Source organism: Rugamonas apoptosis (assembly GCF_014042355.1).
GTDB lineage: Bacteria > Pseudomonadota > Gammaproteobacteria > Burkholderiales > Burkholderiaceae_D > Rugamonas > Rugamonas apoptosis.
The window spans coordinates 152358-178544 of the sequence record NZ_JACEZU010000011.1; the positions used below are offsets into that span (position 1 = coordinate 152358).

The following is a 26187-nucleotide window of genomic DNA, read 5'->3' on the forward strand; positions in this document are numbered from 1 at the left end:
TCAATTATCGAAAATCTTTAATTTTTCTTTTGTTCATTCTACCTCTATATTGACACTCATCTAACGTTCTCTTCCAACCGCGACCTCACTAGAAAGTGCGATATGAGCATCGATGTCATCTTCCTCGGCCTGGACGGTGTGCTGTTCGACACCGAAGCCCTGCACCTTGCAGCCTGCAACGCCGCCTTCGCGGAGGCCGAGCTGTCGCTGCGCTGGACCCTGCCGGCCCTGCGCGCGGCCGCCGCCGCCCACGGCTACGCCAACGCCATCGCGGCCGCCCTGGCCAGCGCGCCGCTGGCGCGTGACAAGGCCGGCGCGGCCGCACTGCACGCCGAGAAGCACCGTCAATTCCAGCTGGCCGTGGCGGCCAACCCGCCCAAGGCATCGCCGGCCGCGCTGGCGCTGATCGAAGACGCGCTGGCCGCCGGCTGCAAGCTGGCCGTGCTGTCGGACCTGCCTTCGCCAGCCGCCGCCGCCCTGCTCGAACACTGCTTCGGCGCCGACGTCACCAGCCTGTTCGCGGTGGTGGCGGGCGGCGTCAGTTTCGACGAGCAGGCCGGCCCCGGCCCCTTCGGGCACGCGCTGCATGCGATGGGCATCGAGGCGGCGGCGGCCATCGCGATCGACGCGGTGGCACCGGCCCTGCGCGCGGCGGAACAGAGCGGCCTGTGGACCGTGTCCGTAGCGCCGTACGGCGCCGACGTGCTGCGCCCGCAGCAGTTCATCACCTTCGACGCGCTACGCGAACTGCGTACCAGCCCGTTCACAGCCAATCCGCAGGAAGCGGACAGCCTGGCAGCATAAAGTACGGATAACGGACGGCGGGCGCCGGACGCCCGCCGCCGGCAGGCGCGGGTCCAGCGACGCGGTCACACCTTTTCATCAACCACATGGGAGACGACAGCATGGAGACCATCGTTATCGTAGGAGGCGGCGCCGGCGGACTGGAATTGGCCACGCGCCTGGGCGACACCCTGGGCAAGAGCGGGCACGCGCGCGTGCTGCTGATCGACCGCACCCCGGGCCACTTCTGGAAGCCGCTGCTGCATACGGTCGCTTCGGGAAAATGCGACCCGCGCGTGACGCAGGTGGAATTCGCGGCCCAGGCGGCGGCCCACCATTTCGACTTCGTGCAGGGCGATGTGCTGGCCGTGGACCGCGCCAACCGCACCATTGAGCTGGCGCCGCGCTGCAGCGGCGGGCTGGAAGTGCAGCCGCGCCGCAGCCTGCCGTACGACAAGCTGGTACTGGCGCTCGGTTCCGTCACCAATTTCTTCAACGTGCCCGGCGCGGCCGACCATGTGCTCACATTGGAAAACGTGAACCAGGCCGAAGCCTTCCGCAAACGCTTCGTCGCCGCCTGCATCCAGGCCGGCGAACGCAAGGCCCGTGGCGACCACGTGCAGGGCCAGGTCCATGTGGTGATCGTGGGCGGCGGCGCCACCGGCGTGGAACTGGCGGCGGAGCTGAGCCACAGCGCCCGCGCGCTGGCCCAGTACAAGGTGCACGCGCTGGACCCATCGCGGGACGTGCGCATCAGCGTGATCGAACGGGGCAAGTTCCTGCTGCCGCATCTGCATCCGCGCCAGTCGGTGCGGGCCGCGCGCCACCTGGCTTCGCTGGGCATCGAGGTGCTGACGGAAACGGTCGTGGCCAGCGTCGCGCCGCACGCCGTGCATGACGCCACCGGCCACGCCCACCGCGCCGACCTGACCTTGTGGGCGGCCGGGGTGGAAGGCCCGGCCCTGTGCGGCACCCTGGGACTGCCCGTGAACCGCATCAACCAGATCGTGGTGGACGCCAAGCTGCGCGCGTCCGGCGACGCGGCCATCTACGCCCTGGGCGATTGCGCCAGCTACACCTGCCCCGTCAAGGGCGTGGTGCCGCCGCGGGCCCAGGTGGCGCACCAGCAGGCGGTGTTCCTGTCCGACCTGCTGGCGCGGCGCGATGTGGCCGAAGGCGCAGTGTTCCACTACCGCGACTACGGTTCGCTGGTGTCGCTCGGGCCCCTGGCCGCCGTGGGCGTACTGTCGGGCGCCGTGTCGGGTCGCCGCATCCAGGTCAGCGGCGCCACGGCGCGCCTGCTGTACCGGCTGCTGTACCAGAAGCACCTGCTGGCCCTGCATGGCATCAGCCGCATGGCCGTCCACACGCTGGTGGACTGGCTGCGCGCCAAGCTGGTGCCGCCCGTTAAACTGCACTAACCCTGCGGCGAACGGGGGGGCGCCGGCCGCCGGCGCCCCGCCTGCTCAGTCGCGCGCCTGGTCCGCCTTGCGCAGGCAGGCGATCAGCACCAGGTTGACGACGATACTGGCGCCCAAACCCACAATGCCTGCCACTGCCAGTAATTCGCTCATTGCGCCCCCCTGAACCTTTCCATTGCCAGCGCGGCCGCCAACAGTGGCGCGCCGCAGCCTTTACTGTAGCCGAATTTGCAATTTCCCGCTGAAGGCGGGACAATCCTTCATCGACACCGTCTATCCTGGAGCAACGCATGAGTTTGAGCGAAAACCTGACCCTGCTGGCCGACTACAACGCGGCCATGAACCAACGCATGTACGAGGCCGCGGCCCAACTGCCGGAGGAGGAATTGCTGGCCGACCGGCGCGCCTTTTTCGGCTCCATCCTCGGCACCCTGAACCACCTGGTGGTGGGCGACACCTTGTGGCTGCAGCGCTTCGCCAGCCACCCGGCCCACTTCGCGGCGCTGGCGCCCATTCGCGCCATGCCCGCCCCCACGGCCCTGACGCAAATGCAGTTCTATGAGCTGGGTCACTGGCACCCGCACCGCATGGAGCTGGACGCCATCATCAACGCCTGGGTGCGCGAAGTGCGCGAGGAACACCTGGGCCACGTGCTGGAGTACACCAACACCAAGGGCGTGCTGGCGCGCAAACGCATGTCCAGCCTGGTGCTACACTTCTTCAACCACCAGACCCACCACCGGGGCCAAGTCACCACCATGCTGTCCCAGGCTGGCATCGCGTTCGGCGTCACCGACCTGCTGGCCGGCATCCCCGACGAATAATCCCCCCACCACGCTGAACCAACCGCCATGCAGATCGCCGTCTACAGCACCCAGCCTTACGACCGCCGCTTCCTGGACGAAGCGCTGGCCCACCACGAGCTGCACGCCAGCGTCACGCTGCGCTATTTCGACGCGGCGCTGGCGGTCGACACGGTGCCGCTGGCGCAAGGCTGCCAGGCCGTGTGCGTGTTCGTCAACGATATCCTGGATGCGCCGGTGCTGGAAGCCCTGCACGCGCTGGGGGTGCGGGCCGTGCTGCTGCGCTGCGCCGGCTTCAACAACCTCGACCTGCACGCGGCCGAACGACTGGGCCTGTTCGCCGCCCGCGTGCCGGCCTACGCGCCCGAAGCCGTGGCCGAACACACGCTGGCGCTGGTGCAGACCCTGAACCGCCACACCCACCGCGCCTACAACCGGGTCCGCGAAGGTAATTTCGCGCTCGACGGCCTGCTGGGCACCACCTTGCACGGCAAGACGGTGGGCATCGTCGGCCTGGGCCAGATCGGCCTGGCCACGGCCCGCATCTTCCACGGCCTCGGTTGCCGCGTGCTGGGCTACGATCCGGCACCCGATCCCCATTTCGCCACGCTGGGCAAGGTGGTGGCGCTGCCGGCCCTGCTGGCCGCGTCCGACATCGTCACCCTGCATTGCCCGCTGCTCGACGCCACCCGCCACATGATCAACCACGCCAGCCTGGCGCGCATGAAGCCGGGCGCCATGCTGGTCAACACTTCGCGCGGTGGCTTGATCGAAACGGCGGCCGTGATCGATGCGCTCAAGTCGCGCCACCTGGGCGCGCTGGCGATCGACGTCTACGAACAGGAGAGCGCGCTGTTCTTCCGCGACCGCTCGGGCGACATCCTGGACGACGACGTGTTCCAGCTGCTGCTGACCTTCCCTAACGTGCTGGTGACGGGCCACCAGGGCTTCTTCACGGTCGAGGCCATGCGCGAGATCGCCGCCACCACCTGCCACAACCTCGATTGCTATTTGCGCGGCGCGCCATGCGCCAACCGCATCAGCTGCTGAGGTTCGGCTGCTGAGGTTCAGCTATTGAGGGGCAGGGTCAGCACGAAGCGCGTGCCCTGGTCCAGCGTGCTGTCCACTTCGATCCGCCCGCGCAGCAAGCCGTACACGATGTTGTAGACGATGTTGAGCCCCAGGCCGGAACCGCCCTTGCCCAGCTTGGTGGTGAAGAACGGGTCGTAGATGCGGCCCATGTGCTCGGGCGCGATGCCGCCGCCGTTGTCGCGCACCGTCACCTCGACCGAATCGGGCGCCAGCGCGCGGGCGCTGACGACGATCTCGCCGTCCGTGCGGCCTTCGAACGCGTGCGTCAAGGCGTTGTTGATCAGGTTGATGAGCACCTGCCCGAGCGGCCCTGGATAGCTGTTCATGGCGATCGCCGGCGCGATCTCCTGGCGCACCTTGACGCCCGTCTTCTTGAAGGTGGGCACCAGCACCAGCAGGATCTCGGCCGTCAGTTCATCGAGCAGGAACGGCCGGCACTGGGACGTGGTGCGGTCCACCGCCACCTGCTTGAAGCTCGACACCAGGTCCACCGCCCGGCGCAGGTTGCGCAGCACGATCTCGCCGCCCGCGTTGACGTCGTCGATGAAATGCTGCAGCGTGGAGCGCCTGATGCCTTCATCCACCCGCTTGCCAAAGATGCGGGTCTGGTCGACCAGGGTGCTGACGGCCAGCAGGCTGTTGCCGATCGGCGTATTGAGCTCGTGCGCCACGCCGGCCACCAGCGCGCCCAGCGCGGCCAGCTTCTCACTGCGCACCAGGTCATCCTGGGCCCGCTGCAGCGTGGCCAGCGACTCGGCCAGCTCGCGGTTCACTTCCCGCATCTGGGCCGTGCGCAGCTGCACCAGTTCCTCCAGCCGGTCGCGGTAATGCATCAGTTCCAGTTCACCCTTCTTGCGCTCGCTGATGTCGGTCGACACCCCGCCCACGGCCCAGGCGTTGCCGTCCGCGTCGAACAGGGGGAATTTCTCCGAGATGTAGGTGCGCGCCGTGCCGCTGGCGTCCGGCACATCCTCCTCGTAGGTGTGGGACTGGCCCGAGACGAGCACGCCATGGTCGGCGTCGCGGATCACCCGCACCACCTCCGGCGCGAACAGGTCGGCGTCCATATGCCCCACGGGGTCGGGCGCACCGGCCGGCAGGATGTCGCGAAAACGCTGGTTGACCATCAGGTAGCGACCATCGCGGTCCTTGATATAGATGATGGCCGAGGACTTGTCGACGATGTTGTTGAGCAGCGACTGGCTGACCCGCAGCGCATGCTCGCGCGCCGAGATGGTGGCCAGCATGGTGTTGAACGCCTCGGCCAGCCGCCCCATCTCGTCGTGCGCCTGGACCGGCGCCCGCAAGTCGTAGCGTTGCTCGCGCGTGACGCGGTCGGCCACCCGCGACAGCGCCAGCATGGGCTGGGTCACCAGCCGGCGCAGCGTGAGCGCGTACAGTCCCCCGCCCACCACCAGTGTCATCAGCACCACGGCCAGCACCAGGCCATACTGGCGCAAGCGCTCGGCCAGCGGCGGCAGCGCGTATTCCACCTGCAGGTAGCCCACCACCTCGTGCTCGAAACGCACCGGCGCCAGCATGGTGAGCAAGTCGCCGTGGAAGCGGTGGCCGCCGGCCAGCTGCTCGCCCGGCCAGTCGCACAGTGGCGTGCCGGCCCGCGCATAACGCGCGAACAGGCGCTGGCGCGGGTCGAACAGGCAGGCGCTGTCAATATCGCGGGTGCCGCGCAGCGCGGCCAGGGTGCGCTCGGCGGCGGCGCGGTCGCCGAAATTCAAGTCCACGTCCAGGTTGAGCGACACCAGGTCCATGCGGCTGGCCAGGTCCTGCACCAGGCGTGGACGCGCCACCAGCACGTCGTAGCTCACCAGTGCCAGCAAGGCCACCAGCATCGCCACCAGCGTCGTCAGCACCGACATCAGCAGCAGCTTGCGCGGCAGCGCCAGGTCGCGCAGCAAGGCGCGCCAGGCCGTCATTTCGAAGCTCCGCCCAGCACCCGCTCGGCCAGCGCCAGCACGCGCGGATTGAGGCTCATGCCGGACCGCTTGGCGGCCGCCAGGTTCACTTCAAAACGGATGGTGCCGTCCACCAGCATCAGGTTGATCATGCCGCCGTCGGCCAGGAAGGAGGTGGAGTCGCCGATGGTGAGAATGGCCTGGTCGCGCAGGCGCGCCAGCAGCGCGCCCTGGCGGGCCTTTTCCGAGGCGCCGATGTAGAGCGTGTGGCAGCCGTCGCCCTCCTCGTTGCGGGTAATGGTGCGCAGTTCCAGCGGATGGCTGCCGGCGGCCCGGCTTTGCAGGCGGCGGGCGATGTCGCCGGCGTCCTGCCCGATCACGCACACCACCAGCGGCGCGCGCGGATCGGCCAGCGTGGTGGCCGGCCAGCTGGCGTAACGGGTGAAATTGAGGATGTAGGCGGCCTTGACCTGCTGTTCCGGCAGGGCCGGCTCGTCGGCCGCCAGCGCGCACGGCAGCAACGACAGCAGCGACAGCAAAAAGCCGCCCCAGCCGAATCTGCCATACCAACGCCAACAACGCCACCAAGGGCCACGTCGTCCCATCGTCCCCGCCCCTCCTTCGCGCCCGCCCCGGATTGCTCTACGCCAAGTCGATTCTATCCCAATGGCTGTACGCCGCACGGCATTTTTTCCTGCCATGGGAGGCGATGCCGGCACCCCGCCGTTGCATATTGCTCACACTTGCGGGGCCGCTATTTCACAATCTCCACCACTGCCACCGGCGGATGGCCGCTGGCGCTTGTGGCGCCGTCCGAAATCGGGAATACTGGTCGGCAGGGAGCTCCCCCGCCGATCACGAAGGAATACCAGCTTGGCCACGCACCGCCCATCCCGCCCGCCCGCAGCAAGAGCGCCGCGCCCGCTCATCCGGCTGGCCGAGTTGACGCTGGTATCGCTGGTATCGCTGGTAGTGGCCGCCGCCGCGAGCCGGCCCGCCCTGGCCAGCGAAGAAGACACGGTGTTCGAACTGAGCCTGGACCAGCTGCGCAGCGTCAAGGTGCAGACGGCCACCAAGACCGCCACCCCGCTGTATGCGGCGCCCGCCGTCGTCACCCTGATCACGGCCGACGACCTGGCCCGCTACGGCTACCAGAGCGTGGCCGAAGCCCTGTCCCACGTGGCCGGCCTGGTCGAAGGCGACGATGGCCTGAACCATAACTTCGGTGTGCGCGGCATCAACACCGGGGCCCAGGCGGCCAGCCGCGGCATCAAGATCCTGCTCGACGGCCAGCCCATCGCGTTCCGCAGCAGCCAGCAGCAGTGGACGGGACTGGAATTCATCCCCATCAGCATGATCGAGCGTATCGAGATCGTGCGCGGCCCCGTGTCCGTGTTGTACGGCGCCGACGCGCTGCTGGGCGCCGTCAACGTCATCACGCGCAGCGGCGGCACCGAACAGCGCCTGGCCCTGAGCCACGAATGGGATAAGGATGGCCGTAACGTCACCATCGCCAGCGGCAGTGGCAATGTGCAGCACGGCCCCTGGTGGGGCGCCTGGGGTGCGCAGGGCGCGCGGCTGGACCGGGGCGGCCAGACCCTGCCCCGCATCTCGCCCGACTACGCGCGTTACGCGGCCGTGGCGACCAGCCCGCAGGACGACAGCGCGCCGCGCACGCTGTACCTGCGGGGCGGCTGGCAAGGCGAACGCGACGAACTGGGCGCCAGCCTGTACTGGCAGCGCCAGGACAGCGACAACGTTTACGCCAGCCTCAATCCCCTGCTGCGTCCCCCCACCCACGTGCAACTGCAACAGGGCTTTGTGCGCCTGAACTACACGGGCCGGCTGGACCAACGCAACACGTTGCGCGCTAGCGTCAGCTACGGCCAGGGCGAACCGGGCGACGGCGACCGGGTGCGCACCGGCGCCAGCGACTACTACCTGCTGCGCGACCTGGGCTACCATGCCGTGGATGCCAGCGCCGAGTGGCTGTGGCAGCCGGGCGACAACAACAGTTTGTTGCTGGGCGCGGACCTGCTGCACGACCGCGAGACACTGGTATCGTTCCAGCGCTACCGCATCGCCGACGCCAGCCTGTTCCAGCTCAGCGAACCGGGCCAGCGTACCTTGCGCAACAGCGGCCTGTACCTGCAGTGGCAGTTCCCGCTCTTGGCGTCATGGCAAGCGATCGCCGGCGCGCGCGCCGACCACCACTCCGTGTACGGCACCCAGACCTCGCTGCGGGCCGGCGTGGTGGGCAGCGTGCGAGACTGGGGCGTCAAACTGCTGGGCGGCACGGCGTTCCAGGCGCCGTCGCCGGAACTGTTGTACCGCACGGCCGTGCAGCCGGGCGACATCAGCGGCAATCCGGCGCTGGCGCCGCAGCAGGCGCGCACGCTGGAAGCGCAACTGAGCACCCCGGCCGCACCGCACTGGAACGGTACGCTGACGGCCTACCATACCCGGGTGCGCGACCTGGTGACGCTGGAACAGGCGTTCTTCAACCTGGTGGCCCGCAACAGCAGCGACAGTACCGTGAACGGGCTGGAACTGGAACTGCGCTACCAGCGCGAAGGCTTCAACGGCTACGCCAACGTCAGCCGCGCCAACAACCGCCGCAGCTTGAACCGCTACACGCTGGCGCCGCTGGCGCAGCGCCCCGGCGGCGCGCTGTTCCCCGCCAACAGCGCCAATTTCGGCGCCAGCGTTGGCCTGTTGGGGCAACGCCTGCTCGTCAGCCTGGACAACCGCTACGTGGGCGCGCGCCCGGCGGCCACCGCCAACGTGCTGCTGGCTAACCAGGATTACCAGTTATCCGGCTATGTGGACAGCACACTGACGGCGCGCTGGACCATCAACCAGCGCGCCCAACTGCGGCTGCAATTGCGCGATTTGTGGAACAGCCGCTATGTCGATCCCGGCGTGGGCGGCATCGATTACCCATCGGCGGGCCGGCGCCTGGGAGTGCAATATGAATACCGCTACTAAGGCGGCCGCGCGCCGCGCCGCCCGCTGCGCCCCCTCGGCCAGCCGGCGTACGGCCTGCCTGTCGCTGCTGGCCATGCTGGCCCTGGCCGCCTGCGGTGGCGGCGGCACGGGCGACGCCACCACCGCGCTGCCGGCCAATCCCATCCTGGCCATGGTCGATCCGGCCGCCATCAACATCGGCTGCGTGGGCTGGCGCACTTCCACCCGCGACGCCTTCCTGCTGGCGGCCAGGCAGATCAACGACGCCGGCGGGGTGCTGGGCAAGCGCCTGAACGCCATCGCGCTGGTGGCGCGCGACAACGCCGAAGCCCAGGACATGGGCCAGCAATTGCTGGATGCGGGCGTGACCATGCTCAACGTGTCCACCTCCACCCGCGTGCTCAACCTGCTGCCGCAGGCGAAACGCAAGGGCGTGCCCATTTTGACGGAATCGAGTTCCTCGCCCACCCTGAGCACCATCGCCGACGATGACCTGATCTTCCGGGTCGGCGTATCCGACGTGGACGCCACGCCCGTGCTGGCGCGCCTGGCCTACGACGCCGGCAAGCGCCGCGCCGTGGTGCTGGTGAACGCGGGCGACGCTTTCGGCGCCGGCCTGGCGAGCCTGTTCGCGCCCGCGTTCCAGGCGCTCGGTGGCCAGGTGGTACGCACCGTCGCCATCCCGTTCGGCCAGAAGAACGGTTTCGACAGCTACCTGAAACAGGTGTACGACGCCCAGCCGGACGTGATCCTGAACGGCATCCTGGCGGCCGACATTTCCGCCAACGTGCTCAACGAAGCGCTGCCCTACCAGAACCCGGCCCTGTGGCTGCTGCCCGGCACGGCGGCCGGCAACCAGACCTTCCTCGACAACCTGGCCGACCCGGCCCGGATCGTGGGCGGCGCGATCGGCGCGGCGGCCACCATCGGCGCCTACGACAACCCGTCCTACCAGAGCTTCCGTACCCGCTACCTGGCCCAGTACGGCGCCGAGCCGCAGGACTTCACGGCGCCCGTGTACGACATCGTGATGGTGATGGCGCTGGCGATCGAACGGGCCGGCCTCCTCAACCAGACGGCCAGCCCCACCGGCCCCATGGTGCGCGCCACCTTGCGCGACGTGATGAACGGGCCCGGCCAGACGGTGCGCCCGGAAGACATCGGCGCCGCGCTGGCCCTGGTGCGCCAGGGCCAGGACGTCAACTACAGCGGCGCCTACGCGGCCGTGGACTGGGACAGCCATGGCGACATCGTGGGCCAGGTGCCGTTCACCGTGTTCCGGCTCGACACGGCCGCCGGCACCTGGGATGCCAGCCGCCAGCTGACCGTCACCGTGCCCCGCTGACCTGCCGGCCCGCTGACCCGCCACGTGATGCACGACGTTGTATAGACAGTCATGTCATCGCACGGTTGTGCCCCTGTGGGGGGCCCGATATACTGCTCCGCAACCATCCATCCGACCATCCTACTGGGGCGCCCATGTCCGACGCTTACCGCGACTATGCCGATTTCTCCAAACTGAACCATGCAATGCGCGTGCCGCTCGCGGCCGAGATCCATTCGCGTCCCTTCCTCAAGCTGGACGCGCCGGAAACGCTGACCCATTTCGCCCTGTACGCGCCGCAGGAAGTGGCCGGCGCCAACCACCGCGCGGCCCAGCACGCGATCCTGCAGGAGCTGTGCCGCCACTTCGGCGTGGCCGTGCCGCACCAGCAGGCGCGCTACTTCTACCATGACTTCGGCCGCTTCCGCCTCAAGTGGGAGTGCCACACGGAGTTCGCCACCTACACCTTCGTCGAACAGGCGCAAGGCGAGGCGGACTGGCGCCACGCGTTCCGCCAGCCGCCGCTGCGCCACGTGCCGCAGGAATGGCTGGCCAGCCTGCACGGCAAGATCATCGTGGCGGCCCATGTGGCGCTGACCAACAGCGGCGCCGCCGAGCCGGCCGACGTGGCGGCCATGCGCGAACTATTCCAGGGCAACCTGGTGGGCAGCAGCGTGGAACATGGCGGCGAGATCTGGACCGACTTCCTGATCCAGCCAGATGGTTTCTCGCGCTTTGTAGTGCGCGACCTGGCCCTGCGCGAATCGCAGGCCGGCCGCCTGGTGGGCAAGCTGCTGGAAATCGAAACCTACCGCATGATGGCGCTGCTGGCCCTGCCCCAGGCGGAAGCGACCCAGCCGGCCTTGAACGCGGTGGAAAATGAACTGGCCGGGTTAACTGCCACCCTGGTGCAAAGCGACCATGACGTCTCGACCACCGCCGTGGCGCGCGACAGCAAGGAGGAACAGCAACTACTGCACAGCATCACCAGCCTGGCGGCACGGGTGGAGGAACTGTCGGTCAACAACAGCTACCGCTTCGGCGCCGCGCAAGCGTATTTCAGCCTGGTGCAGGCCCGCATCCAGGAACTGCGCGAAGTGCGCATCGAAGGCATGCCCACGCTGGAGGAATTCATGGGCCGGCGGCTGGCGCCGGCCATGCACACCTGCACCTCGGTGGCGCGGCGGCAGGAAGCGCTGGCCATCCGTATCGCGCGCAGCAACGACCTGCTGCGCACCCGGGTCGGCATCGAGCAGGAACGCCAGAACCGCAAGATCCTGCAATCGCTCGACACCCGCTCGGCCCAGCAACTGCGCTTGCAGCAAGCCGTGGAAGGCTTGTCGGTGGTGGCCATTTCCTACTATTCGCTGGGATTGGTGGGCTACGCGGGCAAGGCGTTGAAGGCGGCCAACCTGCCCGTCAACCCGGAATTGCTGACCGGGCTGATGGTGCCGCTGGTGATGGCCGGGGTCTGGCTGTTCCTGCGCAAACTGCACAAGCAACTGCACACGGCGGGGCCGGCGCGCCACTGAGCGGTGCCAGGAGACTAGGGCTGGCGCAGCGGCGTGGCCATGCCATCCTTGAGCTGGGTCAGGTAGACCCGGCTCCAGCCTTGGTGGTCGTGCGCGCTGAAGGCGACCGGGGTGTCGCCCAGCGTCATTTTCGTCTGCTCCAGTGCTTTCAACAAATGTTCACGGGTGGGCGTGTTGCCGCAACGGCGCAGCGCTTCCACCAGCAGCATCGCGTCCGCATAGCCTTCCAGTGAACCGTAGTTGCGCGCGGCCGGCACCACGTCGGCCTGGTACTGGCGCACCAGCGGATCGGTGGCGTCGGCCGGCGACGGCATCACCTGGCTCAGGATCACGCCCTCGCCATCCACGCCCGCATGCTTGATCAATTCGCTGGTGCCGGTGAACGACACGGCCATGAAATGCGACTTCAACCCGGCCGAGCGGGCGCGCCGCAACAGCATGGCCAGCGGCCGGTAGGTGCCGATGAAGATCACCGTGTCCGGCGGCTGGCGCAGCAGCTTGTCCAGGCCTCCACTGACGTCGATGGTATTGCGCTGGAAGCGTACTTCCTGCGCCAGTTTCAGGTTGCGCTTTTGCAGCGCGCGCAGCACGCCAGCCTTGCCGGCCTCGCCGAATTCGTCATCCTGCAGGAACAGCGCGATACGGGCGTCCGCATGCCCGGCCGTGGCCTGGGCCACCAGCGCTTCCGCCTCGTCGTAATAGGAAGCGCGCAGGTTGAACACCACCGGCTGCACGGGGTGGCGCAGGAACTCGGCGCCGGAGAACGGGAACAGATAGGGCACACCGCGCTGCGCGGCCAACGGTACGGCGGCGGTGGAGGTGGGCGTACCCACGTAGCCGAACAGCGCGAAGACCTTGTGCACGTCCAGCAGGGTACGGGTGGCGGCCACGGTCTGCTGGGGATCGTAGCCATCGTCCATGCTGACCAGGTTGATGCGGCGGCCATGCACGCCGCCAGCGGCGTTGACCTTGTCGAGATAAGCGTGGGCGCCGGCCCGCAGTTGCAAGCCCAGGCCGGCGGCCGGTCCGCTGAGGGCATTGGCCATGCCGATCTTGATCACGCCCGGTTCCACGCCGTTGTCGGCACGGCAAGCGGCGCACGCGGCGACCAACACCCCTGCCACCAACAGCCGCCATCGTCCCATCGCTCGCCTCGCACATCTCGTTATATCTTGAGAGTATCAACAAGGCAGCGGAGGTTGTCAAACGCCAAGTTTTCGGCGCGCGGCGGCGGTGGGTGGACCGCCGCCCGCCGTTGCATGGCCGAGACAGCCGGCGAGTTCAGGCGACGGTTCAGTTCAGCGGTTCAAGGTAGCGGTTCAGGGCAGCGAGCGTGTCCGCCCCGCCGCCCCCATGGCCAGCACCCGCTGCACCAGGCAAAAGATGAACAGCAGCGCGCCGATCACGATCCGGGTCCACCAGGAGCTGAGCGTGCCATCGAAGGCGATCAGGGTCTGGATCGTGCCCAGCACCAGCACCCCGGACAAGGCCCCCGCCACATAGCCATAGCCGCCCGTCAGCAAGGCGCCGCCAATGACGACGGCGGCGATCGCGTCCAGTTCCGTGCCCTGCGCGTGCAGGCCGTACCCGGACAGCATGTAAAACGCGAACAGCACCCCGGCCAGCGCCGCGCAGGCGCCGCTGCAGGCGTAGATCAGCACCTTGGTGCGCGCCACGGGCAATCCCATCATCCGTGCCGACTGCTCGTTGCCGCCGATCGCATACACGGTGCGGCCGAACGCCGTGAAGTGCGCCACGTAGATGGCCAGCGCCAGCACCAGCAGGGCCACCACCACGCCGGGCGAAACGTAGCCGCCCAGGAAACCAAGCTGGGTGCGCGACATCAGCACGAACAGCGGGTCGTCGATGGTGATCGAGTTAATGCTGATCAGGTAGCACAGGCCGCGCGCCAGGAACATGCCCGCCAGCGTGACGATGAAGGGCTGCAGCCGGAAGTAGTGGATCAAGGCGCCCATGGCGGCGCCCAGGCCCGCGCCCAGCGCCAGCACCAGCGCGATCACCAGCAGCGGGTGCACATGCCACTTGTGCAGCAGCGTGGCGGCCACCATGGTGCTCAGCGCCAGCACCGAACCGACCGACAGGTCGATCCCGCCGGACAGGATCACGAAGCTCATGCCGACCGCGATCACCAGCAGGAAGGCGTTGTCGATCAGCAGGTTGAGCATCACCTGCGGCGCCAGCAGGCCCGGATAGGCGACGCCGCCAGCGCCCAGCAGCACCAGCAACAGCAGCAACGTGACCAGGGAAGTGAAGTACGGCGACGCCAGCAAGGCGCGCCCACGTGGTGCAAGCGTCGTCATGCCGCATCTCCTTGCGCGCGGCGGGGGAACAGGCGCCGCCACATTTTTCCCGATTCCGGCGACTGCGACAGGCAGACCAGGAACACCACCACCGACTTGAGCACCATGTTCACTTCCGGCGGCCAGCCCAGCGAATAGATGGTGTAGGTCAGGGTCTGGATGATGAGCGCCCCGACCACGCCACCCAGCAAACTGAATTTGCCGCCCGCCAGCGAAGTGCCGCCCAGCGTGACGGCCAGGATCGCGTCCAGCTCCAGCAGCATGCCGGCGTTGTTGGCGTCCGCGCTCTTGATGTTGGAGCTGATCATCAGGCCGGCCAGGCCGGCGCAGGCGCCGCAGAACAGGTAGGCGAAGAAGACCAGCGTGGCCGTGCGCACCCCGGCCAGGCGCGCCGCCACCGGGTTGATGCCGACCGCCTCGATGAACAGGCCCAGCGCCGTCTTGCGCATCAACAGTGCCGTGACGGCGAAGACGGCCGCCACCAGGTATAGCGCGAACGGCAAGCCAAACAGGTAGCCGCTGCCGATGAAGAAGAACGGCTGGTAGTAGACGGTAACGATCTGCCCGTCGGTGAGCAGCTGGGCCAGGCCGCGCCCGGCCACCATCAGGATCAGCGTGGCGACGATCGGTTGCAGGCCCAGGCCCGCCACCAGCAAGCCATTCCACGCGCCGCACAGCAGCGCCGCGCCCATGGCCAGGCACAGCGCCCAGCCCATCGGCATATTGCTCACGTAGCGGGGCACGCCGTGGTCCATGGTCAGGGTGCCGCCGATCAGCATGGCGGCCACCGTGCCGCTGATGGCCACCACTGCGCCCACCGAGATGTCGATGCCGCGGGTGGCGATCACCAGCGTCATGCCCAGCGCCGCCAGCATCAGCGGCGCGGCGCGGTTGACGATGTCGATCACGCTACCATACAGGTGGCCGTCGCGCAGCGTGAGCCGGAAGAAGTCCGGCACCAGCAGCAAATCGAGCAGCAGCAACAGCGCCAGCGCCGCCACGGGCCGCGCCAGCGGGTGGCGCACAAATATCGCCACCAGCGACGACAGGGCCGATGTAACCGATTTGGCCGATGCGGCCGATGTTGCGGAGGTGGCCGCGAGCGGGCCACGCGCCGCCAGCAGGCTCGCGTCGGCCGCCGGCGGATTCAAGGTTTCATGCACTATGTTCTCCCGCCGCGATCACTTGCAGCACCGAGGTTTCGTCCAGCGCACCGCGCTGGTATTCGCCGCACGCCTTGCGGTCGCGCATGACGACCACCCGGTCGCTATAGCGCAGCACTTCCGGCAGTTCGGAGGAAATGAACAGGATCGCCATGCCCTTGCGGCACAGCGCGGCCACGTAGTCCATGATCTCCTGCTTGGCACGCACGTCGATGCCGCGCGTGGGTTCGTCCAGGATCAGCATCTTGGGCGCCGTGGCCAGCCAGCGTGCCAATAGCACCTTTTGCTGGTTGCCGCCGGAGAGCATGCCGATCGGCGTCTCGATGCTGGCCGTCTTCACGCCCAGCGCCTGCACGTATTCCCGGGCCATCGCCTGCTGGCGTTGCAATGGGATGGCGCGCAGCAGGCCGCCGCGTGCCTGCAGGGCCAGCACGATGTTCTCGCGCACGCTCAGTTCGAGAATGGCGCCTTCATGCTTGCGGTCTTCCGAACAGAAACCCACGCCGGCCGCGATGGCGTCGCGCGGTGACTGGAAGCCGCGCTCTGTGCCGTCGATGGCGATGGCGCCGCTGTCGGCACGGTCGGCGCCGAACAGCAGCCGCGCCGCCTCCGTGCGGCCGGAGCCGAGCAGGCCGCACAGGCCCAGCATCTCGCCCTGGCGCAGGTCGATGTCGAGCGGCGCCAGCGCGCCCTTGCGGCCCAGCCCGCGCGCCCGCAGGAACGGCGTGCCGCCGGTGTGGGCTGGCGCGCCGCCATTCGCGCCGGCGGCGTCCACAATATCGGCATCGGCGGCGTCCGCCGGCGCACCGATCATCTTGTTCACCAGCGCCAGCCGTGACAGCTCGGCGCAGGTGTACTCCCCTTCCCGTTCGCCGTTGCGCATGACGGTGATGCGGTCCGAGATCGCATAGGTCTGGTCCAGGAAGTGGGTCACGAACAGGATCGCCATGCCTTGCGCGCGCAGCTTGCGCAGCACGGCGAACAGCAGGTCGACTTCGTTTTCGTCCAGGCTGGAAGTGGGTTCGTCCAGGATCAGCACCCGCGCCGATACGCTGATGGCGCGCGAGATGGCCACCATCTGCTGGATCGCCAGCGGATAGCGCGCCAGCGGCGCCGTCACGTCCACCTCGATCTGCAATTGCTTGAGCAGGTCGGCCGCCTGGCGCCGCATGGCGCCCCAGTCGACCTGGCCCCACTTGCGCGGATAGCGGCCGATGAAGATATTCTCGGCCACCGACAGGTTGGGACACAGGTTCACTTCCTGGTACACGGTGCTGATGCCCAGCTGCTGGGCTTCCAGCGTGGAGGCCGGACGGATCGGCCGTCCATCGAGCAGGATCTGGCCCTGGTCGGGCGTGTAGACGCCGGTCAGCACTTTGATCAGGGTCGACTTGCCGGCACCGTTCTGCCCCATCAGCGTATGCACTTCGCCCGGATACAGGCGCAGCGCGACGTTGTTGAGGGCTTTCACGCCGGGGAAGGACTGGCAGATGCCGCGCAGCTCCAGCACCGGCGCAAGCGATACGCGCGCCGATGCTGGCGCCGGGGCGGCGCCAGTGTCACTGAGGGACAAGCTCATGGCGTGTCAGTACTTACGGTTCGGGAATTCCCTGGCCGCGATTTCAGCCGGGAACACCCCCTCCTGGGTGGTGATGCGTTTCGGGACCGGCTTGGCGGCCACCACGTCGGCCGCGATCTGCATCAGCTGTGGACCCAGCAAGGGGCTGCATTCCACCGTAACGTTCAGCTTGCCGGCGATCATCGCCTCGAACGCGCCTTTCACGCCGTCGATCGAAACAATGGTGATATCCACGCCCGGCTTCAGGCCCGCTTCCTCGATCGCCTGGATGGCACCGATGGCCATGTCGTCATTGTGCGCATACAGCACATTGATCTTCTTGCCTTCCGCCTTCAGGAACGCTTCCATCACTTCCTTGCCCTTGGCGCGGGTGAAGTCGCCCGTCTGCGAGCGGATCACCTTGAACTTGGGATTGGCGGCGATCACGTCCTCGAAGCCCTTCTTGCGGTCGATGGCCGGTGCGGAACCGACCGTACCTTGCAGCTCGACGATGTTGACGGTGCCGTCAGGCGCCGTGTTCTTCGCGTGCTCCAGCAGCCACTTGCCGGCGCGCCGGCCCTCTTCCACGAAGTCCGAACCGATGAAGGTGACGTACAGGCTGTCGTCCGTCACGCTGACGGCGCGGTCGGTCAGGATGACGGGAATCTTGGCCGCCTTGGCCTCACGCAGCACCGTGTCCCAGCCCGATTCCACCACCGGCGAGAAGGCGATCACGTCGACCTTTTGCGCGATGAAGGAGCGGATCGCCTTGACCTGGTTTTCCTGCTTTTGCTGGGCGTCCGCGAACTTGAGCGTCACGCCGGCCTTCTTGGCGGCGTCCTTGATCGAGACGGTATTGGCGGTGCGCCATTCGCTCTCGGCGCCCACTTGGGAAAAACCGATCACCAGCGGCTTGGCGGCGAACGCGGTCAACGGGGAAGCGGCGCAGGCGGCGAGGACGGCCGCGGCCAGGATGGTTCTGCGAGTGAAAGTCATACCTGTCTCCTTGAGGTTTTTTTACCATTCTTGGCGCCGCCAACGGGATCGTCGGGCATGCCGCCCGGCCTGTATCGGCCGTTACTGTTCAGAGATGGTAGGAGAAAGGCAAATATCGTACTAATGACATTTATTTCAAAATTGATATCGATTTCGGTATGAGTGGCTGGCGCGTATAATGCCCGCTTTGATTTTTCAACCGTCCGTTATGATCACCACCGCCCTGCCGCCGGACGCGCGGCCCGCCCTCGTCCTGCTCCACAGCTCCATGAGTTCCCGCGCCCAGTGGGCCGACCTGATGGCCCGCCAGGAAGCGGGCTTCCGCTGCATCGCCGTCGACCTGCTCGGCTATGGCAAGTCGCCATTTCCAGCCGTGGACGGGCCCTACACGCTGGGCCACGAGGTGGACGCCATCAATGCCGCCATCGCGGCCCACCTGGCGCCGGGCGAACCGTTCCATCTGGTGGGCCACTCCTACGGCGGCGCCACCGCCCTGCGCCTGGCGCGCCAGATGCCGCGACGGGTGCTGTCGCTGACTGTGTTCGAGCCGGTGGCCTTCCACCTGCTGCCGGCGGCCGATCCGGCGCGGCGCGAGATCGAGGCCGTGGTGGGCGCCATCGCGCGCGCCGCCAGCCCGCACGACGCCACCCGCGTGTTCATCGATTACTGGAACCGGGAAGGTGTGTTCGACTCGCTGCCGGAAACGCAGCAGCAGCGCTTCACGGCGCAAATCGCCAAGGTCAAGCTGGATTTCGAAGCCTTGCTGGGTGAACCGGCCACGCTGGCCGACCTGGCTGGCCTGACGATGCCGGCGCTGGTCATGTCCGGCGCCGCCAGCCCGGCCTCCACGCGCCGCCTGGCAGCCGAACTGGCGGCCGCCCTGCCCAACGCGGCGGCCATGCAGACCAAGGGCGGCCACATGGCGCCCATCACCCATGCGGCTGTCGTCAACGAGATGATCGCCGGTTTCCTGGCCGGCGCCGAGGTGGATGCCTGACCCAGACTCACAGATAGCCGCAGCGCGCCAGCATGGCGCCCGCCTGCGGCCAGGCCGCCGCCAGCCGCGTACCCAGCGCCCGCAGCGCGGCCGGCTGGAAGCCATACAGGCCGGCCAGCGCCAGCCAGTCCTCGTCGGACGCGCCGGCGCTGGACGTCACGCCATCATCCCGTGGCGCGATGGCGGGCACCAGCTCAAACGGCGCCTGCGACAGCCACTGCCCCACCTCCTCCACCACACTCACCGCATACGCACCGTGCGCACCGTGCCCACCGTGCGCGCCATTCGCCGCGCGCCACGCCCGCACCAGCGGATCGAACACGGCCCAGCGCGCGCAGCGCAGGCCGGACGCGGTGCGCAGTTCCGGCCCCAGTCCCCGCAGCAGGGGCGAGGCGGCGGCCGGCAGCGCGCGGCCCGTCGCCAGGCTGTCGAGCACCTCCACCAGCAAGGCGTTGCCCACGTAACGGGGACAGGCGTTGGCCAGCACGCGCGCCGCCCGCCTGGCCGTGTCGCCGCGCCCGTCGAAAGCCAGCGCACCGGCCAGGCTGTACCAGGCCAGCAAGGGCCGCACCACGGCCAGCAACACGGCCCGCCGCGCCAGCACGTCGCCCTCAATGCGATTGGCGATGGCGGGACTGAACTGGGCATATTCGGCATACACGGCGTCGATCAGGCGCGCGGCCAAGAGGGAACGGGCGGCCACACGTGCGCGCAACTGGCGCAGCAGGTGCACTTCGTCCGACTGGGGCGAGCCGGTGGCGGCCGACACGACAAAACACACGGTCGTGGTGCCGGCCGCGCAGCCGCCCGGCGGCGGCCCGCTGTCGGCGCCGCCGTCGCTGCCGCCGCAATCGCTGCCGTCGCCGCAACCGCCTTCATGGTCGTTCACGTTGCGCAGGCATAGGCCCAACTGGGCGCGCAGCACGTTCTCGTCACCGATCACGGTCGCTTCCACATCGGGCTGATGATTCACTTCCAGGAACACGTGCGCCATCTCGTGATACAGCAGCACGGGATTGGGCACGGTGATGTTGTCGCCGTTAATGTTGCGCGCCACGATACCCTTGCCGCAGCACTGGCTCACGTCATACACGATGCGGATCACCAGGTGGCCGGGACTGTGGTCGGTGTAGGCCTGCGCATTGCCGGTGATGTCGTTGCCCTTGTACGGATCGTTGCCGCCGTTGAGCGCTGTGACGATGATGGGCGCGCCGAAGTCCGTATTCACCAACGCGCTCAAACGGTCCGCCGTGGGCAACTGGCCGCTCACGTCGTCGTAGGTGAGCTGCTTCATGGTGGCGTCGCCCACCACGTCGAGCAGGCCCACGCCGCCGCTCTGGCCGGACACGATGTCGAAATTGTTGAAGGCGGTGGCCGTCTGGCCCGCCAGGTCGAGAAAGATGGTCACGCATGGCCTCCCGGGGGCGATCGGCCGCGCGCATGGCGGCCAGGTTGACTAGTTGGGGCCAGGCGGACGGTTGCCATCGCCCCCCACCTTGGGCAAGTCCGGCATCTTGGCCCGCTCCACTTTCGGGCATGGCTGGTAGGTACAGGCCGGCGGCGTTTGCTCCGGCGGGCAGCAGCGCTCGATCTCGGCCTGCAACGCGGCCAGCCGCGCGCGCTCGAGCGCCGCCGCCGGGTGCTCGGCCTCCTCCATGGCGCGGATCGCGTCCAGGTTGTCGGCCATGCGCTGTTGCAACTGGGTTTGGATGGTCATCTGGGTCAGCATGGCGCAGGTGTTGCGTGAGATATTCTCCAGCGTGCAGATCACCGTGTCGGTCTGCTGCGTAAGGTGGAACAGCAGCTTGACCGCTTCGATGTCGATCAGCGCGATGGTGGTCAGGCCCTGGACCGTGGCGTTGAAGCCGGCCTTGATGTCGGCATCGACCGTGTCGACGCTGCTCTTGACCTGGTTGGTGGCGTTGGTTTCAGCGATGCCGTCCGCATGCAGCGTGGACAGGTTGGTGTTGACCGCCTGGAGTTGGTGGAATACGTCGTCGATCGATGCCATGATGCTTACTCCTTCGTTCCGGTGGGACTGATGGTGGCCCGCGCAAGTTCACCCTGCGTGCGCAGGCGCTGGCGGTGTTCCTCGGGCGTCGCGTCGGGCGGCTTGGTGAATGGCGCGTCCGCGAACTGGATGTGCAGATCGACCTGCTCGATCCGCGTGATGGCTTCCTCCACGAACGCCATGCCCAGCCCCTTGCCCGGCACCCGGCGCCGTATTACGGACGGCACGGCCAGCTCCAGCTTGGCGCGGCTGTGCGGCGGCACCTCGACCTGGCTGGGCGTGCGCGGATGGTCGGAAATCATCTTGATGGTGTCGGGCAGCGCCGGCGTGCGCTCGGTCAGGTACAGCGTGAGCACACCGCTGGCGGCGTCGTACTCGTAGGCGCGCCGGCTGGTCCACACGTGCAGCGGCGTGCCGCCGGGGTTATCCACTTCCACCAGCAACTGGCGCGGTTCGCGGTCGCACGGCGCGGCCGCGCTCAGCGCTTCGGCGCTGCGGCGCTGCAGTTCGGCGCCCAGGATATTCAACGGTTGGATCGTCATCATGCACCTCGGTTCAAATGAAACCATGGCGCGCCAGCGCGCTGATGGCTTGCGGCCAGGCTAGCGCCAACCGCGCACCCAGCGCGCGCCGCGCGTCAGGACGGAAATCGAACAGGCCGGCCAGCGCGGCCAGCTCGCCATCCAGCAGTGCCTCGGCGGGCCGGGCCAGCTGGTCGAGCGGTGCGTCGGCCAGCCATTGCGCCACCTCGGCGCGCACGTCGCGCCGCGCGCCGGCCGCGCCCCAGGCCCGCGCCAGCGGATCGAGGATGGCCCAGCCGGCATTGGGCAGCACGGCCGCCTTGCGCACGTCGGCCGCGAAGCTATGCAGCAGCGGCGGCATCTTGTCCGGCAGCGGCTGGCCGGCGCGCAGCCCGGCCAGCACGCCGGCCACGGAGGTGCGGCCCAGGTAGCGCGGGCAAGCCCGCTCCAGGTCGCGCATGGCCTGATCGGCGCCGTTGCCATCGCCATCGAAGGCGAGGATGCCGGCCAGCGTATACCACGCCAGCAAGGGCCGCACGGCCACCAGCAACACGGCCTGGCGCGCGAGCGCGTCGTGCCCCAGGCGGCCGGCGATGGCGGGACTGAACTGGTAATACTCCGCGTAGATGCGCTCGATCAGCGTGGCGCCCAGGCCGGTGGTGCCGGCCACCAGCTCGCGCAACGCCCGCAACCGTTGCACTTCCTCCGACTCGGGCGAACCGGTGGTGGCCGAGACGATGAAGCAGCCGTTCACGGTGCCGCCGCAGGTGTCGCCCGCGCCGCAACCGCCGCCGTGGTTGTTCACATCGCGCAGGCACAGGCCTTCCTGGCTGCGCAGCACATTCTCGTCCGTCTCGGCCGGAATCTCGTCGTTGCTCTGGGTGGTGCCGGTGGCGGCCCGCAGCGCGTGCGACAGCTCGTGATACAGCAGCACCGGACCGGGAAAGGTGATCTGCTTGCCGTTCACGTCGAAGACGAAAAAGCCGGAGCCGAGGCACTGGCTGGCGTCGTACACGACGCGCACGATGGAAATGCCGCTGCTGCTGTCAATATAGGTTTCGCCGGCCACCGTCGTCAGGTCGATGCCGGTGATGGGATCGGTGCCGTCGTTAAGCGCGCTGATCACGATCGGCACGCCGAAGTCCGTGTTGACCAACTGGTTGATCCGGTCTGCCGTGGCAGGCGCGCCGGCCGTTTCCACATAAGTGACCTGGAACACGGTGCTGTCGGTGGGGACATTGACTTCACCAAGGCCGCTGTCGCTGCCGGTGGCCGTAAACAGGTCGCCGAAGGCCACATCGGACAATCCGCTGGTATCGATAAAGACAGTCATGGCCAGCCCTCCTGCATCGGTGCCGCCCACTCCGGACGGAGTGCCGCCGCAGCCACCATGGGAACATGCTAGGCCGCTGCCGAGCACCGCCTTTGATCTATCGCAGCCTTGCGCGTGGCGCTACACACCATCGCGTAATCCTTGTTACCGCTGGTCGGTTATGATGCGGCGCGCGTGTTGTGCCATGCCCACAATGCGCCCGCAACGTGCATACTGAGTTCGCGCTACGCACGCCCCGGCGTGGCTTGCGTGGCCATGCGGTTGGCTTGCCGCGAACAGACGTGCGCGCCGGACGCCCGGTGCATTCGTGTTGAAATCAGCTCACCCAAAACATAAACGTAAAAATGGAGACAACATGATGCGAAGGATCGTATTGCAAGCGGCAAGCCACGTGGCGCAATTGACGGTGGCGGCGGCCTGCCTGGCCGTGCCGCAGGTGCAAGCCGCCAACAACTATCCGGTGGTGATGGTGCACGGCTTCCTCGGCTTCGGCACGGATGAACTGCAAGGCACCGGCTTCCTGTACTGGGGCGGCACCAACGACATCGCCGGCCACCTGAGCGGCGCCAACCACCAGGTCTACGTGGCCGGCGTGGGACCGGTCAGCTCCAACTGGGACCGCGCGGTGGAGCTGTACTACCAGATCAAGGGCGGCTGCGCCGACTATGGCTTCAAGCACACGGCCGCCTACGCCGCGTTTGGCGCGATCCAGACGCCGGCCGGCAAATGCTGGGCCGCCGATCCGAACAACAATCCCAACCACTATCCGCTGGCCCTGTATCCAGCGTGGGACGCCAACCATCCGCTGCACCTGATTTCGCACAGCCAGGGTGGCCAGACCATCCGCACCATGATCCAGTTGATGGAGAACGGTTCGCCCAACGGCAATGAAGGCAGCGGTGAATTGTACGCGGGCGGCAAGGTGGGCTGGGTCAAGAGCGCCACCACCATCTCCACGCCCCACAACGGCACCACGCTGCGCGACGTGATCGTGGATTACGTGCCCAAGGTATCTGAACTGGCGGGCAAGATCGTCGAGGTGGCGGGACTGGGCGGCAGCACCAATCCGATCTACAAATTCCGCCTCGAACAGTTTGGCCTGGCGCAGGGCCCCAGCGAATCGATCAGCGACTTCCTCGCCCGCACCCAGGGCGCGTCGTTCTGGCAACTGGCCAATCACGATTCGGCCCAGTGGGACCTGGGGCCGGATGGCGCGCGCGAACTCAATAACTGGGTGAAGACGTCGCCCAACGTTTACTACTACTCGATCGGCAGCGACGCCACGGAGCAAGGCAGCTGGTGCTGCAACGGCACCGACCGCATCATCGCGCCGTTCCAGAGCAGCAGCTACCAGTATGCGCGCGACGACATGATCTTCTTCCTCAAAAACACGGCCGGCGAGTGGGTGGTGCCGTCCATCCTGCAGCGCGGCATGGGCTCGTACACGCAGACCGATCCGAGCCGCGTGCTGATCGACAGCAGCTGGTTCGCCAACGACGGCGTGGTCAACACGGTGAGCATGAAGGCGCCCGCCGGCCAGCCCGTGCGCAACTACAACGGCAGCTCGGTGCGCGGCAGCTGGAACTACCTGGGCTACTACAGCACCTACGACCACTTCGACGTGATCGGCTGGCTGCAGCCTACCTCCGGCGTCTACCCGATCTACGACAATATCGCCGGCATCATCTTCGGGCTGTAACCATGCGCCCCGGTCCAGGCTTACGCAACGCCTGCGCTGGGGCCGTCGTCGCGGCCGTGCTGCTGTATGCGGCATGGCCGGCGGCGGCACCCGAACGCACTGCCGTCGCGGATCACGATAACTACTTCGACTTCGTCAAGGCCACGCCATTCGCCGCGCCGGCCGCCGCTTCGGTGGCGGACGCGCGGCGCAACGAGGTCGCGCTTGCGACGACGGTGGATGTCCCTGCCCTGCCCACCGCGCTGGCGCAAATGGAGACGGAGGTGCACACGCTGCGGCGACAAGGCGCGGACGAGCAGACCGTGTATCGCCTGCGCGCGCGCCGCGTCAACGCGCAAGTGGCGGCGCAACTGGCCGAACAGGAACAGGCGGAAGCGGCATGGCAGCGCCGCGTGCAGGCATATCGCACCGAGCGTGCCCGCGTGGCCGAGCGCGGCGACGACACGCCTGATCAGCGCGCGGCGGCACTGGCGCAACTGCGCGCCGAACGTTTCGATCAGGAGGAACTGGCGCACCTGGAAGCGAGCGATACGCCCGGCGTGCCGGTGCTGAAGCAGGACTGAGGCGCGCCATGCGGGCGCCTCGCCCGCTCGGTGTATGCGCCCACGCTTCATGCGCTGGACGGGCTTCTAGCCTATGCGCCGGACGGATTCGCGCACGACCAGGCTGAGCGCCGGGATATCGACCGTGAATTTTTCGTGGTTGATCATCTTCAGCATGATCTGGCCGATACATGTGCCGACATCAAACAAGGGCTGACGCACCGTTGTCAGCGGCGGCGTGGTGCACATGGAGCTGTGCAAATCGTCGAAGCCGATGATCGAGACATCTTCCGGCACGCGGATGTTGCGCCGGTACAGCGCGAGACGGGCGCCATAGGCGGTCAAATCATTGCCGGCAAAAATGGCGCTGAAGCGTTGTCCCGTTTCAAGCAACTGGTTGACCGCCAACAGGCCACCCGATTCCAGGAAGTCGCCCGGTACGATCAATTTCGGATTCACTTCAATATTGTGGCGTGCCAGCGTATCGCGATAGCCGGCCAGACGTGCGCGCGCATCCTCCTGCTCCGGTGGCCCCTCGATGAAGGCGATGCGCCGGTGCCCCTGCTCGATCAGGTAATCGACGGCGTCGCAGGCGGCCTGGTAATTGTCCAGGCAAAAACCGAAGGCCTGCTTGCCTTCCAGTTTGCGGCCGAACGCCACGATGGGAACCCGATTTGAATATTGCAGAATTTGCGCGTCGCTCATATTACCAGTCAAAATGACCAGGCCGTCGACGCGGCGCGCGATCAACAATTCAACGCGCTCGGCTTCTTCACTGGCGTGCCAGTGGCCGGTCATGATGAGCGGGACATAGCCCGCATCCTTCATCGCTTCGTCGATGCCGGTCATCGCTTCGTTGAAGTAGCCGCTGACGAGGGACTGCGTCAGCACCCCGATGGTGCGTGAACTTCCCATCTTCAGGCTCTGGGCCAGGACATTCGGCTTGTAATTGAGCTGCTCGATCACCTTTTCGATGCTGGCGCGCTTTTCGTCCGAGATCTTGGCCGTGCCGTTCAAGAACCGGGAAACCGTCGCGGGCGACACCCCGGCCACACGCGCAACCTCATAGACGGTGGTCGATGTCGCATTGTTCGTATCTTTTTTCATGGGTCCTTATGTGCACGAAAGCTGGCGCGGCAAGACCGCGCCCTCCGACAGCATAGCATGAAACCGGTTTCTGAAATGGCTCGCCAACGCCCCTCAACCGAGGC

The 26187-nt window shown here is 67.4% G+C and carries 22 protein-coding genes; 10 read left to right on the top strand and 12 right to left on the bottom strand.

All coding sequences use genetic code 11. From position 1 onward, the window contains the following. Positions 1 to 102 precede the first annotated feature (102 nt). The 4 genes from H3H39_RS21060 (at position 103) to H3H39_RS21075 (ending at position 4057) form a co-directional block, all read left to right on the top strand. A complete protein-coding gene (locus H3H39_RS21060) occupies positions 103 to 804 on the top strand; it encodes an HAD family hydrolase (protein WP_182156210.1) in 702 nt (233 codons plus the stop codon). Between the two features lie 101 nt (positions 805 to 905). Then, positions 906 to 2204 carry an NAD(P)/FAD-dependent oxidoreductase gene (locus H3H39_RS21065; protein ID WP_182156212.1) on the top strand — a complete coding sequence of 433 codons (1299 nt, stop codon included), beginning with the start codon at positions 906 to 908 and terminating at the stop codon, positions 2202 to 2204. Positions 2205 to 2494: 290 nt separating this feature from the next. Beyond that, positions 2495 to 3028 carry a DinB family protein gene (locus tag H3H39_RS21070; RefSeq protein WP_182156214.1) on the top strand — a complete coding sequence of 178 codons (534 nt, stop codon included), beginning with the start codon at positions 2495 to 2497 and terminating at the stop codon, positions 3026 to 3028. Between the two features lie 27 nt (positions 3029 to 3055). Next, positions 3056 to 4057 carry a 2-hydroxyacid dehydrogenase gene (locus tag H3H39_RS21075; protein ID WP_182156216.1) on the top strand — a complete coding sequence of 334 codons (1002 nt, stop codon included), beginning with the start codon at positions 3056 to 3058 and terminating at the stop codon, positions 4055 to 4057. A 17-nt stretch (positions 4058 to 4074) separates the two neighbouring features. On the opposite strand, the gene H3H39_RS21080 is transcribed toward H3H39_RS21075, so the two are convergent. Next, complete coding sequence (locus H3H39_RS21080) at positions 4075 to 6033, bottom strand: ATP-binding protein (RefSeq protein WP_182156218.1); 1959 nt, start codon at positions 6031 to 6033, stop codon at positions 4075 to 4077. Next, positions 6030 to 6551 (bottom strand): TOL_0243 family YfiR-like periplasmic protein, encoded by a 522-nt coding sequence (locus H3H39_RS21085; protein ID WP_229218167.1) that lies wholly within the window; start codon positions 6549 to 6551, stop codon positions 6030 to 6032. The genes H3H39_RS21080 and H3H39_RS21085 overlap by 4 nt, the downstream gene beginning before the upstream one ends. A 334-nt stretch (positions 6552 to 6885) precedes the next feature. On the opposite strand from H3H39_RS21085, the gene H3H39_RS21090 reads away from it, so the two are divergent. The 3 genes from H3H39_RS21090 (at position 6886) to H3H39_RS21100 (ending at position 11835) form a co-directional block, all read left to right on the top strand. Next, positions 6886 to 9000, top strand: a complete 2115-nt coding sequence (locus tag H3H39_RS21090) for a TonB-dependent receptor plug domain-containing protein (RefSeq protein ID WP_229218168.1) — start codon at positions 6886 to 6888, stop codon at positions 8998 to 9000. Continuing rightward, on the top strand, positions 8984 to 10324 hold the full coding sequence (locus tag H3H39_RS21095; protein ID WP_182156224.1) for an ABC transporter substrate-binding protein: 1341 nt from the start codon (positions 8984 to 8986) through the stop codon (positions 10322 to 10324). Before H3H39_RS21090 ends, H3H39_RS21095 begins: the two co-directional genes overlap by 17 nt. Positions 10325 to 10458: 134 nt before the next feature. Beyond that, positions 10459 to 11835 (top strand): DUF3422 family protein, encoded by a 1377-nt coding sequence (locus tag H3H39_RS21100; protein WP_182156226.1) that lies wholly within the window; start codon positions 10459 to 10461, stop codon positions 11833 to 11835. Between the two features lie 14 nt (positions 11836 to 11849). Here H3H39_RS21100 and H3H39_RS21105 read toward each other — a convergent pair whose 3' ends face one another. The 5 genes from H3H39_RS21105 to H3H39_RS21125 all read right to left on the bottom strand — a co-directional run bounded on the left by H3H39_RS21105 (position 11850) and on the right by H3H39_RS21125 (position 17873). After that, on the bottom strand, positions 11850 to 12959 hold the full coding sequence (locus H3H39_RS21105) for an ABC transporter substrate-binding protein (RefSeq protein WP_182156228.1): 1110 nt from the start codon (positions 12957 to 12959) through the stop codon (positions 11850 to 11852). A 195-nt stretch (positions 12960 to 13154) separates the two neighbouring features. After that, the gene (gene yjfF, locus H3H39_RS21110; protein ID WP_182156230.1) at positions 13155 to 14156 is read right to left on the bottom strand and encodes a galactofuranose ABC transporter, permease protein YjfF; all 1002 of its coding nucleotides are present in this window, start codon (positions 14154 to 14156) and stop codon (positions 13155 to 13157) included. Next, complete coding sequence (locus H3H39_RS21115; RefSeq protein ID WP_311196954.1) at positions 14153 to 15187, bottom strand: ABC transporter permease; 1035 nt, start codon at positions 15185 to 15187, stop codon at positions 14153 to 14155. Before H3H39_RS21115 ends, yjfF begins: the two co-directional genes overlap by 4 nt. Positions 15188 to 15311: 124 nt before the next feature. Then, a complete protein-coding gene (locus H3H39_RS21120; protein WP_182156232.1) occupies positions 15312 to 16898 on the bottom strand; it encodes a sugar ABC transporter ATP-binding protein in 1587 nt (528 codons plus the stop codon). A gap of 6 nt (positions 16899 to 16904) precedes the next feature. Then, positions 16905 to 17873, bottom strand: coding sequence for an ABC transporter substrate-binding protein (locus tag H3H39_RS21125; protein WP_182156234.1), 969 nt, complete (start codon positions 17871 to 17873; stop codon positions 16905 to 16907). Between the two features lie 208 nt (positions 17874 to 18081). Here H3H39_RS21125 and H3H39_RS21130 point away from each other — a divergent pair, with 208 nt between their 5' ends. Beyond that, positions 18082 to 18870 carry an alpha/beta fold hydrolase gene (locus tag H3H39_RS21130; protein ID WP_182156236.1) on the top strand — a complete coding sequence of 263 codons (789 nt, stop codon included), beginning with the start codon at positions 18082 to 18084 and terminating at the stop codon, positions 18868 to 18870. A gap of 7 nt (positions 18871 to 18877) precedes the next feature. On the opposite strand, the gene H3H39_RS21135 is transcribed toward H3H39_RS21130, so the two are convergent. From H3H39_RS21135 to H3H39_RS21150, 4 genes are read right to left on the bottom strand one after another with little or no spacing between them, the layout of a single operon-like run. After that, a complete protein-coding gene (locus H3H39_RS21135; protein WP_182156238.1) occupies positions 18878 to 20278 on the bottom strand; it encodes a hypothetical protein in 1401 nt (466 codons plus the stop codon). 48 nt (positions 20279 to 20326) lie between these two features. Then, the gene (locus tag H3H39_RS21140; RefSeq protein ID WP_182156240.1) at positions 20327 to 20881 is read right to left on the bottom strand and encodes a hypothetical protein; all 555 of its coding nucleotides are present in this window, start codon (positions 20879 to 20881) and stop codon (positions 20327 to 20329) included. A gap of 5 nt (positions 20882 to 20886) precedes the next feature. After that, positions 20887 to 21426 (bottom strand): hypothetical protein, encoded by a 540-nt coding sequence (locus H3H39_RS21145; protein WP_182156242.1) that lies wholly within the window; start codon positions 21424 to 21426, stop codon positions 20887 to 20889. 10 nt (positions 21427 to 21436) lie between these two features. Next, positions 21437 to 22735 (bottom strand): hypothetical protein, encoded by a 1299-nt coding sequence (locus tag H3H39_RS21150; RefSeq protein WP_182156244.1) that lies wholly within the window; start codon positions 22733 to 22735, stop codon positions 21437 to 21439. 355 nt (positions 22736 to 23090) lie between these two features. Between H3H39_RS21150 and H3H39_RS21155 the strand changes: the two genes are divergently transcribed. Together H3H39_RS21155 and H3H39_RS21160 are read left to right on the top strand one after the other, a co-directional pair. Continuing rightward, positions 23091 to 24434, top strand: coding sequence for an esterase/lipase family protein (locus tag H3H39_RS21155; RefSeq protein WP_182156245.1), 1344 nt, complete (start codon positions 23091 to 23093; stop codon positions 24432 to 24434). Positions 24435 to 24436: 2 nt separating this feature from the next. Next, positions 24437 to 24997 carry a lipase secretion chaperone gene (locus H3H39_RS21160; protein ID WP_182156247.1) on the top strand — a complete coding sequence of 187 codons (561 nt, stop codon included), beginning with the start codon at positions 24437 to 24439 and terminating at the stop codon, positions 24995 to 24997. A gap of 66 nt (positions 24998 to 25063) precedes the next feature. Here the strand turns inward: H3H39_RS21160 and H3H39_RS21165 are convergent, their stop codons facing one another. Further along, positions 25064 to 26083: a LacI family DNA-binding transcriptional regulator gene (locus tag H3H39_RS21165; protein ID WP_182156249.1), complete on the bottom strand. Its 1020-nt coding sequence runs from the start codon at positions 26081 to 26083 to the stop codon at positions 25064 to 25066. Between the last annotated feature and the right edge of the window lie 104 nt (positions 26084 to 26187).

Coding starts and splice junctions, on each gene's coding strand:
- H3H39_RS21160 (WP_182156247.1), top strand. CDS start 24,437: ATGCGCCCCGGTCCAGGCTTACGCAACGCCTGCGCTGGGGCCGTCGTC.
- H3H39_RS21100 (WP_182156226.1), top strand. CDS start 10,459: ATGTCCGACGCTTACCGCGACTATGCCGATTTCTCCAAACTGAACCAT.
- H3H39_RS21065 (WP_182156212.1), top strand. CDS start 906: ATGGAGACCATCGTTATCGTAGGAGGCGGCGCCGGCGGACTGGAATTG.
- H3H39_RS21095 (WP_182156224.1), top strand. CDS start 8,984: ATGAATACCGCTACTAAGGCGGCCGCGCGCCGCGCCGCCCGCTGCGCC.
- H3H39_RS21150 (WP_182156244.1), bottom strand. CDS start 22,735: ATGACTGTCTTTATCGATACCAGCGGATTGTCCGATGTGGCCTTCGGC.
- H3H39_RS21145 (WP_182156242.1), bottom strand. CDS start 21,426: ATGATGACGATCCAACCGTTGAATATCCTGGGCGCCGAACTGCAGCGC.
- yjfF (WP_182156230.1), bottom strand. CDS start 14,156: ATGACGACGCTTGCACCACGTGGGCGCGCCTTGCTGGCGTCGCCGTAC.
- H3H39_RS21140 (WP_182156240.1), bottom strand. CDS start 20,881: ATGGCATCGATCGACGACGTATTCCACCAACTCCAGGCGGTCAACACC.
- H3H39_RS21125 (WP_182156234.1), bottom strand. CDS start 17,873: ATGACTTTCACTCGCAGAACCATCCTGGCCGCGGCCGTCCTCGCCGCC.
- H3H39_RS21075 (WP_182156216.1), top strand. CDS start 3,056: ATGCAGATCGCCGTCTACAGCACCCAGCCTTACGACCGCCGCTTCCTG.
- H3H39_RS21120 (WP_182156232.1), bottom strand. CDS start 16,898: ATGAGCTTGTCCCTCAGTGACACTGGCGCCGCCCCGGCGCCAGCATCG.
- H3H39_RS21130 (WP_182156236.1), top strand. CDS start 18,082: ATGATCACCACCGCCCTGCCGCCGGACGCGCGGCCCGCCCTCGTCCTG.
- H3H39_RS21070 (WP_182156214.1), top strand. CDS start 2,495: ATGAGTTTGAGCGAAAACCTGACCCTGCTGGCCGACTACAACGCGGCC.
- H3H39_RS21165 (WP_182156249.1), bottom strand. CDS start 26,083: ATGAAAAAAGATACGAACAATGCGACATCGACCACCGTCTATGAGGTT.
- H3H39_RS21080 (WP_182156218.1), bottom strand. CDS start 6,033: ATGACGGCCTGGCGCGCCTTGCTGCGCGACCTGGCGCTGCCGCGCAAG.
- H3H39_RS21060 (WP_182156210.1), top strand. CDS start 103: ATGAGCATCGATGTCATCTTCCTCGGCCTGGACGGTGTGCTGTTCGAC.
- H3H39_RS21155 (WP_182156245.1), top strand. CDS start 23,091: ATGATGCGAAGGATCGTATTGCAAGCGGCAAGCCACGTGGCGCAATTG.